Origin of the sequence: Mesorhizobium waimense (assembly GCF_003601975.1) — a bacterium.
Taxonomy (GTDB): Bacteria; Pseudomonadota; Alphaproteobacteria; order Rhizobiales; family Rhizobiaceae; genus Mesorhizobium; species Mesorhizobium waimense.
Map to the genome: position 1 here is coordinate 1 of NZ_QZWZ01000086.1, position 12513 is coordinate 12513.

The following is a 12513-nucleotide window of genomic DNA, read 5'->3' on the forward strand; positions in this document are numbered from 1 at the left end:
CTTCAAGCCGAATTCTGTCCGAAGCCGTGATGTCGATGCTGATACCAGTGCGCATCTCGCAATGTCGCATGCCGAAGCGATCCGGGGAATCCCAAAAAGGACTCTTCTGTTCCGATCAATCCACTAGCTTGCTGAGGCTGCCAGCGGAGGACTTGCCAGTACCGCGGTCCTGTTCGATCTCATAGTTGATCTTCTGGCCGTCAATGAGAGTCGAGAGACCCGCACGTTCCACAGCGGAAATGTGGACGAAAACATCCTGACCGCCATTGTCAGGCTGGACAAATCCAAACCCCTTGGTGCTGTTGACCACTTCACCGTTCCAGTCGCCAAATCCGTATTCCTTTGTAATAATTGCAACGTGGGCAGGCCATTAAGCCTACTCGATTCACAGCCGAGACGTTACGGGCAGCAAAGACAAAAAATTGCAAGGCCCGGCCGGACCACCCGGCAGCCAGCCCCACCCCGCGCTGCCGCCAAGCGTATGGCCCTACGCGACCAACCCGGCGGTCAGGATCGGCGAGCGCATGGCCAGCCGGGTCGGCGCCGAATGGTGCGACATCTGTTGGGATGGCCACGGCGCTGTAGCTGTCGGCTAGCCGCCAGGCAGCGCGCCCGTGCCCGCCATCTCGAAGACATCGAGCAAGATGGCCAGCCCGACACCACTAGCAGTCAGAATAAGCCCGGTCAGGAAGATGCGGTTGGCGCGCTCATAAATGCGCCGTTGCAGGGAACTGATGTCGAGCAGCATCGACAGGGCCCGCATCTGAAGCGCGATGCCGATCAGGATCGGCGCTGCGGCCAGCAAATGGTGGAGCTGCCACGGTATTGGATTGGCGGCCCAATGCGTGATGAAGCCGAGCGAGAACGCCAGCAGGATGCCGACGGCGGTGATGGTGCCATTGCGAAAAATCGTGTCGATCAAGTCTTCCTTGGGATCCTGCTCGTTCAAACCTTCTCTCTCCTCGGGGCGATCAGCCGGTCGTTTGTGGTCGAGATCAAGCTGTCTGGAAATCACTGTACACCACCGGCTTCGCTCGCCAAATGCGTGGCCAGGCGGCCGGGCCGGAACAAGCCAGCCTGGGCTGGAACCATTCAGACAACGAAAAAACGGTCCATGAGGAAGCCCTCATGTTGCGCGGGCGGCCACAGGTCCCGACTATGTGGATTATCTGAATAGTCAAACTATCTCACCGGCCTTGACGGGCCCTTTTCATCGACGCTGCCGAAAAGCAGTGGCGATCCTCTTGCGATCGCGTCGTTCCCCAGGGGCTATGACGATGTCTTTACACAATGCCAACGCTCGTCAGTCCCGCGGCTAGTGTGGTAGCACGCACAATGCCCTTGCGCTCACCCGTCACTATCGACACGTCGACGGGCATGCCCGGATAGAGCTTCACGTGCGGTAGACCTTTGAACTGGTCGGCACCCACCTCGATAGTCGCAGTGAAGGACGTCGCGCCGCTCCGCTCGTCGACCTCGGCATTGGCGGAAACGCGGTCACATCGATGCCTACAAGGACCTGGATACGCGGCTTCTGCAGCTCCTTCCCCCGCCACATCAAGCACGAAAACCCTGTTCACGTGGCCGCCGCCGGAGGGAGCGAAGGCTGCGGGAAGCGCACGTCTATACGGTCGTGAACAGCGATGCGCTTGCGGACTCCATCCGCGCGCCATGGTCAAACGTCACACGTTTGAATTCCCTTACGGAAGGCGCTGCAGCGCCATGGCCGGAACCTCTTGGAGTAGGGCCACTGCGCGCGTCCATCCGGCAGAGGCGCCTTTGATCTTTACCGGGAAGCAGGTAACCGTAAAGCCCTTGGGCGGAAGCTGGTCGAGGTTGGTCAGTTTTTCGAGGTGGCAATAACCGATCTCGGCTCCCGCCTTATGTCCTTCCCAGATGATGCTGGCGTCGCCGGTTTCAGCGTAACGTTTGGCGGTGAAGGGAAAGGGGGCATCCCAGCTCCATGCGTCCGTGCCGGTCACCCGCACGCCGTGTGAGGTCAGGAAAAGCGTGGCCTCACGGCCCATGCCGCACCCCTTGCCCAGATAGGCCGGGCTGCCATAAGCGGCGGCGGCCGAAGTGTTGACCAGCACAATTTCCAGCGGGCTCAACGTGTGGTCTATGCGGGCAAGCTCGGCCTCAACGTCGGCGGCCGTCACCACATAACCGTCTGGCAGATGACGGAAGTCCAACTTCACACCCGGCTGCATACACCAATCCAGCGGCACTTCGTCGATGGTCATTGCCCGTTCACCACCGTTCATGGTGGGGTGGTAATGCCATGGCGCATCAAGGTGGGTGCCGTTGTGCGTGTTGACCTTGCACTCTTCAACTGCCCAGCCATAGCCGCCGGGCAGCTGATCCACGCCGAGTCCGGGAAAGAACGCCACCATGCCTTCGGCGCTTTCGCGATGCCCAGTATAGCTGATCACGGGGCGGATCGGCGGCGGGTCCGCTGGCGTTTCATTGTCGAGGGCGATGGAGAGATCGATGATTTTTTGGCGGGTCATGGAGTTCCTTCTCAATAATTATTCGAACGTCCGGCGAACAACTGGTTGCGCAGGGTGCCGAGGCCGTCAACGATGCGTTCCAGCACGTCGCCCTGCTTGAGATCAACTGGGCCTGTCGCAAAAATTTCGGCGTTAACGCGCTGTTGACCACACCTGATGCTCTTCACGCTCTGATGGTTCTGAATGCCATTTCCGAAAAGCTGAAGCGCCAATCGGAAGATGATTTCTTCAATCGGCCAAAGGTTTGCGCGTAGACCGCCTCGATCCGCCTTGCCTCGTCATCGGTCAGCGCGGCGAATTCCTTTTCGCGGTCGCGGCTCGAAAGCTGGCTACCATTCTGGCGAAGGAAACGGAAGAGCAGATCCGTCAGCCGCTCGGGCATGTCGATAGAGGCATCCATCCGTTGCCGGAATTGATCGTAGCGCTGCAGAAAAGCGGTTTCGTCGGGAAGGTCCCGTTCGATCGTCCTCTGAACGCAGGCATATAGAAATTCAGCATGCGGGGTTGCATCGAAGAATCGGTGGAAATCCGCGGTGTCATTCACCACCCGGACGTTGAATTGCGGCGTCGGTTCCCATTCGACCAATGGCAGAAGGCGCTGCGAAGAGCTCTCGAGCACGCGCCTGTACTCGTCGATCTGGTCTAGGATCGCGGTCGAGACCGGAAACACCACTCCCGGCGGATTGAAGCCGTGCATGGCAAGGACATGGTGGATTAGGTAGCGGTGAATGCGGCCGTTTCCGTCCTCGAACGAGTGGATGTAGACAAAGCCGAAGGCGAGGATTGAGGCGGCGATGACCGCATCAAGGTTTTGCGCGGGGCCTTGATCGAAGGCCACCATCCCATCGATGAGCCGCGGCAGGTCCTTAGGCCGAGCGCTGATGTGATCGGGCAGGGGCATGCGGTTGTCTCGGTCATGCTGGCCAACGAAGCCTCCTTCCTTTCGGAAGCCAAGTCTCACGAAACGGGCATCGCCGAGTACCTTGCGCGCCAGCCCCTGCAAGGTTGCGTCAAAGCGGGCAAGCGGTGCCCCGCTCATTGCGTCTCGAGGCCATCGGCTCGATGCCGAGACGCCGGAACAGCAGACTATCCTTGTCCTCACCGGGATTGTCTGCGGTCAGCAGCGTGTCGCCGACGAAGATCGAGTTGGCGCCGGCAAAAAAGCACAGCGCCTGCATCTCGTCGGTCATGGCGGTGCGACCGGCGGAGAGGCGGATATGCGATTTCGGCATCATGATGCGTGCCAGAGCGATCACGCGCGCGAATTCGATCGGCTCGATCGGCTCGATCGGCTTGGCTTCGGCAAGCGGCGTGCCGGCGATCGGAATGAGCATGTTGATCGGAACGCTTTCGGGATGTTCCGGCAGGTTGGCCAGCGTCACCAGCATGTCGATCCGGTCCACCGGCTTTTCGCCCATACCGACAATGCCGCCGCAGCAGACCTTGATGCCGGATTGGCGAACCAGCTCGAGCGTATCGATCCGGTCGCCAAAGCTCCGCGTGCTGATGATCTCACTGTAGTAGCGTTGCGACGTATCGATGTTGTGGTTGTAGTAGTCGAGGCCCGCTTGCTTCAGACGAGCGGCCTGCTCGAGATCGAGCATGCCCAGCGTCATGCAGGTCTCCATGCCCAAGGCCTTGACGCCTTCGACCATCGCCACGACCGCATCCATGTCGCGCGCCTTGGGATTTCGCCAGGCCACGCCCATGCAATAACGGGTGGCGCCGGCGTCGCGCGCCTTGTTGGACTCAGCGATGACGCGCCTGACCTCCATCAGCTTCGACGCCTTCAGGCCGGTTTCGTGATGCGACGACTGGCTGCAATAGCCGCAATCCTCCGGACATCCGCCGGTCTTGATGCTGAGAAGCCGGCTGAGCTGAACCTTGTTGGGATCGAAATTCTGGCGGTGCACGGTTTGCGCCAGGAAGAGCAGATTGTTGAAGGGCGCGTCATGAAGTGCCCGAGCCTTCTCTAGCGTCCACGTCGTGGCGTCTGGGGTTTGAGCCTGTGGCATTGTCTTCGTCGGATTGGTGGCGTGCATGTACCATCCTGTTTCCTAGTCTACGCTTGCCCTATCTTCGTCTTACGAGTCCTGGGGCTCGAATGCCCGATTGACCCATATGTTTGCTCGTGGGTCGTCAGGGCGCTCGATAGTCAAGGCCGATATCGAGGATCGGCGCGCTATGGGTCAACCAGCCGATGGAGATAAGATCGATGCCGGTGGCGGCGATGGCCGGCGCCGTCGCCGGTGTGATCCTGCCAGACGCCTCGGTGATCGCCCGGCCGGCGACCATCAGCACCGCCCCTCGCAATTGGTCAACCGACATGTTGTCAAGCAGAACGGCGTCGGGGGCGAGCGTCAAGGCCTCTTCCAACTGCGTCAGCGTATCGACCTCGACTTCGATCTTGACGAGATGACCTGCACTTGCTCGCGCGCGCTTGATGGCCGCACGGATCCCGCCGGCGATTGCGATGTGGTTGTCCTTGATCAGAATCGGGTCGTCGAGGCCGAAGCGATGATTGGCGCCGCCACCGGCGCGCACGGCATATTTCTCGACCGCCCGCAAGCCGGGTGTGGTCTTGCGGGTGCAGGTGATCTTCGCAGGGTGTTCGCGAACGGCTGCGACAATCGACGCGGTTGCGGTGGCAATGCCACTCAGATGGCATAAAAAATTGAGCGCGGTGCGTTCTGCCGTGAGAATGGCCCTGGCCGGGCCAACCACCGATGCGATGACCTCTCCTTCCAAGACACCACTGCCGTCTGGCCGCTCCACCGAGATTTCAACATCGGGACTGATCAGGCGGAAGGCGAGCATGGCTAGATCGAGCCCCGCGACAATCCCGCGCTGACGCGCCACAAGCACGGTCCTTGTATAGTGGTAGGGTGTCACAATGGCGTCCGTAGTTACGTCACCGGCCCTGCCGAGGTCTTCGAGTAGAGCAGTCCGTACCAGAGGCTCGAGCATGATTGGGGGCAGCGGCGAGAGGTTCATTGCTCGGTCTCTTCAAGCGTAGACGAAGATGCGAGTTCCGCAGCTGTCGCTAAGGCTTCATCGAGCGTGAGCCTGGAGCGGCGGGCGGCAACCGCACAATCTGGACAGTCGGTCCGGTAGTGAGCGCCGCGGCTTTCTTCTCGCAGCAAGGCGGCAACCGCGATCATCAGTCCCGCTATCGCAGGATCGGACGCTGCATCGTGGCGTTTGGCCAGCGGAAGCAATGTGCTCACGGCCTCGCGCAAGACCTCGCCATCTCGTTTCACGCCAAGGCTGCGTGACAGGAGAGGGCGCAACGAGAGTGGATCGGGAGCCGGAATTTCCCGTGCCGTCGAGCGTGTTCTGATACCGATCGGAGATCCCGCCACGCTTTCGGCGACCCAGCGCGCGCATACGATCGCCTCGGTCAGCGCGTTGCTGGCAAGCCTGTTGGCGCCATGCAGTCCAGTGGAGGCGACCTCCCCGCACGCCCAGAGTCCCGCGACCGACGTGCGTCCCTGAAGATCCACGGCGACACCGCCCATGTGGTAATGCTGGGCCGGCCGGATCGGAATGAGGTCGCGCACGGGATCGATGCCCGCGCCCCGGCAGGCTGATGCGATTGTCGGAAATTGCCGCGCAAAAGTCGGGCCGGGCTTTTCTCGTCCATCGAGAAAGACGCGGTGGCCGTTCGAAAGATGCGTCCAGATGGCGCGCGCCACCACATCGCGCGGCGCGAGTTCCGCGTCATGCAAGTCTTCGAGGAAGCGCTGGCCCGTTTCGTCGACAATCATCGCGCCTTCACCGCGAACCGCTTCGCTGATCAGCGGTAGCGGGCGCGCCGGCCCATTAAGCGCGGTCGGGTGGAACTGGATGAATTCCAGGTCGGCAACCACAGCACCGGCGCGGGCCGCAAGTGCCAGGCCCTGTCCGCAACTGCCCAAAGGGTTGGTGCTGTCGAGGAACAGTCCGCCAATCCCACCCGTGGCGAGGACGACCCGTCCCGTACCGAAGAACACAGGACTCATCGAACAGCTTGCCCAAACGCCCCGGACCGTATTGTCCTCCACCGCCAGCCGCCGCGCCTCTACACCCTCGACGACCACGATCGACGAATTAGAACGCACAGCTTCGACCAGCACACGCATGATTTCCTGTCCGCTGCCGTCGCCGCCGGCATGAACGATGCGCCGGCGGCCGTGCGCGGCCTCCAATCCCAGGCGCAGGGCTCCTTCAGGCGTCCGATCGAAGCGAACCCCAAGGGTCGCCAGGGTCTCGATCGCGTTAGGAGCCGCATGAAGGATGCGGGTTGCGATTTCTGCGTCGCACAGGCCATCGCCGGCGGCGAGCGTATCGGCGACATGCAGCACAGGATCGTCGTCCACGCCAAGGCTGGCAGCCAGGCCGCCCTGTGCCCATGCGCTTGATGCCTCAGATCCAAGCGGCGTCCTGGACAGAATAAGCACCGGTTCTGGCGACAGATGAAGCGCAGTCAAAAGCCCGGCAATACCGCCGCCTATGATAATCGGGCGGCCAAGGAAACTGCGGACCTCCGCGCTCATATGGCGAGCATCCGCTCGACCGCGAGCCGTGCTCGTCCTGCAATGTCGGGTTCAATCGTCACCTCATGCCGGTTCTGCTCGAGCGCAGAGCGGATGTTGGCGAGCGTGATGCGCTTCATGTGCGGGCAGAGATTGCAGGGCCGGATGAATTCGATCTCGGGATGCTGGAGCGCGACATTGTCGCTCATCGAGCATTCCGTCATCAGCACGACGCGTGGCGGCTTCTGCCTTTCGACATAGTCGGACATGGCGGCTGTCGAGCCGGAAAAGTCCGCTTCCGCGACCATTTCCGGCGGACATTCGGGATGCGCGAGCACCATCACACCGGGATGGCCTTCGCGCAACTGACGGATGTCGGCTGGCGTGAAGCGCTTGTGCACTTCGCAATGACCCTTCCAGGCGGTGATCTGCACCTTTGTCTGAGCGGCGATGTTCTGGGCCAGATATTCGTCCGGCAGCATGATCACCTTGGGAACCCCGAGGGACTCGACGACGGCCTTGGCGTTGCCGGACGTACAGCAGATATCGGACTCTCCTTTCACGTCAGCCGAGGTGTTCACATAGGTGACAACCGGCACACCCGGATAGCGCTGCCGCAGCATGCGAATGTCCTCGGCGGTGATCGAGTCGGCCAGTGAACAGCCTGCTCGCAAATCGGGAATGAGTACCGTCTTTTGCGGATTGAGCAGCTTCGCCGTTTCAGCCATGAAATGCACGCCGGCAAGCACGATGACCTCCGCTTCGGTCGACATGGCCTTGCGGACAAGCGCCAGACTGTCGCCGACGATGTCGGCCACGCAGTGGAAGATCTCCGGCGTCTGATAATTATGCGCCAGGATGACAGCGTTGCGCTCCCGCTTCAGCGCCAGAATTGCCTCGATGTCGTTCGAAAAGCTCGGCCATTCCATTGGGGGGATGACGCGCCGAACGCGGTCGTACAGGGATGCGGCCGAAGGCAGGATGGTGCTCATCGAGCCTCCAATTATAATCTACATGATTATAAGACCTTTATATTCGTTGTGACTATAAGCAATGTCAAGCCCGCGCGAACGGCAATTTTGTCCCAGCCCCAGGCCTCTCGTCTTCGATAATGGCGTGGCGGAAGCGGTAGAGTTGCGCCGGCCGGCCGCCGGTTTCGGCGGTCGCCTCGCCGGTCTTCTCAACCAGATCCTGCTGCTCTATGAGCCGGCGAAAGTTCGGCTTGTTGATGAGCCTGCCTGAGAGCGCCTCCACGGTTCGCTGCAACTGCAGAAGCGTGAAGAGCGGCGGCATCAGTTCGAACACGACGGGTCGGTATTGATCTTGGAGCGCAGCCGCGCAATAGCCGTTGCCAGGATGCGGCGGTGATCGGCGACCATGGATGTGCCCGGCACGGGAGTGGGCGCGGCTGGGTCGCTTCCTCCACCAGCGCTGCCTCGTAGAGAAGCTCATAGCGCTGCAGTACGAGCTCTTCGTTCCATGCTCGGTCGTCGAAGCCGAAGGTGACCGCCGCGCGCCGCCGACGATCGAGCCGCACGGCGGCATCGTCAGCGCTGTCCGCCCATTCCCTCAATCGCGGTCGCAGTTTTTCCAGCACAACCGCCGGCGTGCCGGAGCGATGATCCTCCCACGGAAAATAGTCGTACCAACTTGCCCAGCAGCGCCTGGCCGAGGCAGCCGCATCTTCGTCTCGCGTCAGTGCGAGGTAGCTGATCGAGATTACATGCTCCTCAGCGCCGACCCGATCGCGATCGGCGAAGGTGTAAAGCTGTTCGATATAGCCCAGCGGCTGGCCAGTCTGTTGCTCCACCCATCCTCTGAGACCCGACTGCAGGGAACGGTGATCCTGCTCGAACGGACCCGACGGCAGTGCGTTTGCCTGACCGATGGTGAGAACGTAAGGGTCGCTGTTTTTCACGGCGACGACCACGGCGATAAGGTCCGATTTGACGGCGTTGGCCCTGCCTGCAGCTCTGCCTTTCCTGGTTACCTTTTGCCTGGTGCTCCATGATCTCTGAACTGGTTGGCAGAGCCCTGGCCAAGAAAGCGGCTGAACCGATTTAAATTGGTTCTCTACGATAACTGTCCGCGCGTTCAACACCGCACCCCGTCGCGATTTTGCTCTTCGCACTTGCACAAAAATATGCCAAACGCGACACTCGCGGTGGTAACGCAAGGGAAGGAGTCCTCGTTGATTGCGGTTGCTAACACCAAGGCGATCACCTCGCGCGATATTCGTTCGCGAAAGGCTGGCACGCCGCTCGTCTGCCTTACCGCCTACACGACCCCGGTTGCTCGGCTAGTCGATTCCCATTTGCGATGTCGTGTTGGTCGGCGACAGCGTCGGTATGGTTCTCCACGGCTTGCCGACCACGCTTGGGGTTACGCTCGACATGATGATCATCCATGGCCAAGCTGTCCGCCGCGGCCTTGAGCGGGCGCTGATGGTCGTGGATATGCCATTTGGCTCCTATGAGGAAAGCCGGGATCAGGCCTTTCGCAATGCCGCGCGCGTCATGGCCGAGACCGGTTGCTCAGCCGTCAAGCTCGAGGGCGGCGAGACAATGGCCGAGACAATCCGCTTCCTCGCCTGTCGCGGCATCCCGGTGATGGCCCATGTCGGGCTGTCCCCGCAGGCGGTCAACGCGTTCGGCGGACATCTTGTCCAGGGCAGGGGCGAGAATGGCCAGCGCATCCGGCGCGACGCCCACGCAGTGGCCGAGGCGGGAGCATTCGCAGTCGTGCTCGAAAAGGTGCCCGAGGTGCTCGCCAGCCGGATCACAGCGGAAATCGCAATTCCAACGATCGGAATCGGCGCCTCGGCCGCCTGCGACGGGCAGATCTTGGTGGTCGACGACATGTTGGGCATGTTCACCGGTTTTCGCCCGAAATTCGTCAAGCGCTACGGCGAACTTGCTTCAGCGGCAGAAGCTGCCATTGCCAGATACGCGGCTGATGTTCGGGAAGGGCGCTTTCCCGCGGCCGAACATGTTTACGACCAGGCGAAGGATGGGGATGTGGCATGAGCGTGCCGGTTATCCATACCATTGCCGAACTTCGCACCATCGCCACGGGATGGCGCCGTTCTGGCGCCACCATCGCCGTGGTGCCGACCATGGGGGCGTTGCACGAAGGGCATCTGAGCCTCGTGCGTGCGGCGCTTCACAGGGCCGATCGGGTTGTCGTGACGCTCTTCGTCAATCCGAAGCAGTTCAACAGTGCTGCCGACCTTGCCGCCTATCCCCGGACGGAAAAGGAAGATGCTGCAAAGCTCGCGTCTCTGGGCGCGCATCTGCTCTATGTGCCGGGCGTAGCGGAGATGTATCCGGCAGGCTTTACCACGACCGTTTCAGTCTCCCGCATCGGCGAAGGCCTGTGCGGCGCGTTCCGGCCAGGTCATTTCGATGGGGTGGCGACTGTCGTTGCCAAGCTCTTCCTGCAGACCGGCGCTGATGTCGCCATTTTCGGCGAAAAAGATTTCCAGCAGCTTCAGCTTGTCAGGCGTATGGTCCAGGATCTGGATATTCCAATCGCCATTTTGCCATGCGGGACCGTTCGCGAAGCCGATGGTCTCGCTCTATCATCACGCAACGTTCGACTGTCGCCCGCCGAGCGCGCCGTTGCCCCGAAACTTGCATCGGTCCTGCAGGAGACGGCTCAGCGGCTAGCGAAGGGCCATCCCCTCCTGCCGACGCTTGGTCAAGCGCGCGCAGCTATTTTGTCCGCGGGCTATCGCGAGATCGAATACCTGGAGCTTCGCGACGAGGCAGATCTGCAACCGATGACAAGACTTGATCGACCGGCACGCTTGCTCGCCGCCGCTTGGCTCGGCGATACACGGCTCATCGACAACGTCAGAACATCACCGGCTTAAGATCAGCAATCTTGGCGGCGTTGAGTCAAACTCCGCAAAAGGGCTGTTCAAGCAGAAGTAGGAGGAAATGGGAGGGAAGATCGAGACGCGAACGGACCGGGTGCATCAGTGCCCGATCATTAACCGAGGTCTCTGTCTGGCTTCCAGCGATTAGCGGAGGTTGCGCAAAGCGCAGATGCATCGCGTATTTGAAAACTTCGTCGAGCAACTCTGCGAAAGTGTTGATGCCGTCGATCTGCGTGAGGCAATGGCATCCACCGCAGCCGGCTTCGACTTTCCGCTGTTCGCTTATTTTGCTTGTCCGTCGGAATCCGGCGAAGCGCCACGATTAATCTCCAACTATCCTTCGGCCTGGACTTCAGCTTATCTGCAAGGCCGGTACCACAGCCTTGATCCGGTGATCCTGCGCGGGCTGCGAGGCTGGGATACCCTTTGATTGGGGCGTGGATCGCGGTCTGCAGTGTCTGCCTACGTCGCAGCAACAAATTCTGGAGAAAGCAGCTCAGTTTGGCATCCGCGGCGGATTAACGATGTCGATGCATGATCATCGCGGCCGGTTTTCTGCGCTGACCTTTGCTTCCGACGAATCCCATCCACCTCTTTTGCGCTCACTGACACGTTATGAAAAAGCACTGCAGCTGGTGGCGATCAACTTTCATATCCATGTCCGGCGCCGGCTCGCCGACGATCGGGTGGTGGATGGTGTAACGCTTACGCCGCGGGAGTTGGAATGCCTGAAATGGGCATCGCGCGGCAAGTCGGCTTGGGATATCAGCCAGCTTCTCGGCGTATCGAGGCGCACCGTCACCTTTCATCTGGAAAACGCCAAAGCAAAGCTTGGCGTGCGAACGATCAGCCAGGCCGTCGTACGGCTGGCAGCTTCCAGTCAGGCGAAATCCTGATTCTTCCGCCAAGATAGCTGTAAACGTCTACAGGCTGCATCACTGGCAGCTTTGCCCTTCCATGGCGGGAATACATCCTACGCGGAGGCGTCCATGATGCAGCTGATAACGCCGGACCTTTATGACGAGTTCGCGCCCGAATTCAAAGAGATGCACGAGCTCAGGTGTCGGGTTTTCAAGGCAAGGCTCGATTGGGAAGTCCACACCGAAGACGAATTGGAGACCGACGCATTTGATGAGCTGAAGCCTGTCTATTTGCTACTCAAGGGCTCCGATTGGCGAATTCGCGGTTGCGTTCGGCTTTTACCAAGCGCCGGACCCACAATGTTGCGCGACACCTTCCCGATGCTGCTCGGTGCTGACTCTGTGCCCTCGACAGCAGACATATGGGAGAGCAGTCGTTTCGCGGTCGATGTCCCCCCGTCAGCGCCCAAGGCAGCGGGCGGGCTGGCCCAAGCAACCTACGAGCTCTTCGCCGGCATGATCGAGTTCGGCTTGGCCCACGATCTCACACGGATTGTGACGCTGCTTGGGCCAAACATTTCAAATTCGAGTTCATGCAGATCTCGCTCCCATTCCTGTTCTAAGAGGCCGTTTGGAAAATCGGAAAATTGGGATTTCGGCGGAGGCTGGTTTGTGATTCAAGCTGTGGATGTGGACCGAACAGAGCCGTGGCCGGATGGCCAAGATCGCCAAGAAGACCAAGCGCTACC

The 12513-nt window shown here is 60.6% G+C and carries 11 protein-coding genes and 4 pseudogenes; 4 read left to right on the forward strand and 11 right to left on the reverse strand.

Translation table 11 applies throughout. The annotated features are described in order from the left end of the window. Nucleotides 1-115: 115 nt before the first annotated feature. The 11 genes and pseudogenes from D3227_RS38485 to D3227_RS38535 all read right to left on the reverse strand — a co-directional run. A pseudogene (locus D3227_RS38485) lies at nt 116-330 on the reverse strand (cold-shock protein). A 262-nt stretch (nt 331-592) separates the two neighbouring features. Continuing rightward, nucleotides 593-949, reverse strand: coding sequence for a hypothetical protein (locus tag D3227_RS38495; RefSeq protein WP_120019238.1), 357 nt, complete (start codon nt 947-949; stop codon nt 593-595). 334 nt (nt 950-1283) lie between these two features. Further along, nucleotides 1284-1673, reverse strand: coding sequence for a beta-barrel domain-containing protein (locus tag D3227_RS44820; RefSeq protein WP_483466634.1), 390 nt, complete (start codon nt 1671-1673; stop codon nt 1284-1286). 27 nt (nt 1674-1700) lie between these two features. Next, complete coding sequence (locus D3227_RS38505) at nt 1701-2510, reverse strand: cyclase family protein (protein WP_120019240.1); 810 nt, start codon at nt 2508-2510, stop codon at nt 1701-1703. A gap of 11 nt (nt 2511-2521) precedes the next feature. Continuing rightward, on the reverse strand, nt 2522-2677 hold the full coding sequence (locus D3227_RS41380; protein WP_167481058.1) for a hypothetical protein: 156 nt from the start codon (nt 2675-2677) through the stop codon (nt 2522-2524). Continuing rightward, nucleotides 2674-3513 (reverse strand): Fic family protein, encoded by an 840-nt coding sequence (locus D3227_RS38510; RefSeq protein ID WP_342634048.1) that lies wholly within the window; start codon nt 3511-3513, stop codon nt 2674-2676. The genes D3227_RS41380 and D3227_RS38510 overlap by 4 nt, the downstream gene beginning before the upstream one ends. Nucleotides 3514-3520: 7 nt before the next feature. Continuing rightward, on the reverse strand, nt 3521-4552 hold the full coding sequence (bioB, locus tag D3227_RS38515) for a biotin synthase BioB (protein ID WP_120019242.1): 1032 nt from the start codon (nt 4550-4552) through the stop codon (nt 3521-3523). Between the two features lie 97 nt (nt 4553-4649). Continuing rightward, entirely contained in the window at nt 4650-5504 is an 855-nt protein-coding gene (gene nadC, locus D3227_RS38520; protein ID WP_120019243.1) for a carboxylating nicotinate-nucleotide diphosphorylase, read from the reverse strand. After that, on the reverse strand, nt 5501-7045 hold the full coding sequence (locus D3227_RS38525; RefSeq protein ID WP_120019244.1) for an L-aspartate oxidase: 1545 nt from the start codon (nt 7043-7045) through the stop codon (nt 5501-5503). The genes nadC and D3227_RS38525 overlap by 4 nt, the downstream gene beginning before the upstream one ends. Further along, nucleotides 7042-8016: a quinolinate synthase NadA gene (nadA, locus tag D3227_RS38530; protein ID WP_120019245.1), complete on the reverse strand. Its 975-nt coding sequence runs from the start codon at nt 8014-8016 to the stop codon at nt 7042-7044. Before nadA ends, D3227_RS38525 begins: the two co-directional genes overlap by 4 nt. 64 nt (nt 8017-8080) lie before the next feature. Then, nucleotides 8081-9017 (reverse strand): annotated as a pseudogene (locus tag D3227_RS38535) (NUDIX hydrolase); the annotation flags it as partial. A gap of 198 nt (nt 9018-9215) precedes the next feature. Here D3227_RS38535 and panB point away from each other — a divergent pair. From panB to D3227_RS38555, 4 genes and pseudogenes are all read left to right on the forward strand, one after another. Beyond that, a pseudogene (panB, locus tag D3227_RS38540) lies at nt 9216-10050 on the forward strand (3-methyl-2-oxobutanoate hydroxymethyltransferase). Further along, nucleotides 10047-10898, forward strand: a complete 852-nt coding sequence (gene panC / locus D3227_RS38545; RefSeq protein WP_120019246.1) for a pantoate--beta-alanine ligase — start codon at nt 10047-10049, stop codon at nt 10896-10898. The pseudogene panB and the gene panC overlap by 4 nt, the downstream one beginning before the upstream one ends. A 175-nt stretch (nt 10899-11073) precedes the next feature. Then, nucleotides 11074-11800: pseudogene (locus D3227_RS44660) on the forward strand (LuxR family transcriptional regulator). A gap of 93 nt (nt 11801-11893) precedes the next feature. Continuing rightward, nucleotides 11894-12513, forward strand: a 620-nt coding sequence (locus D3227_RS38555; RefSeq protein ID WP_245452130.1) for an acyl-homoserine-lactone synthase, incomplete at its 3' end; no start/stop codon positions are given.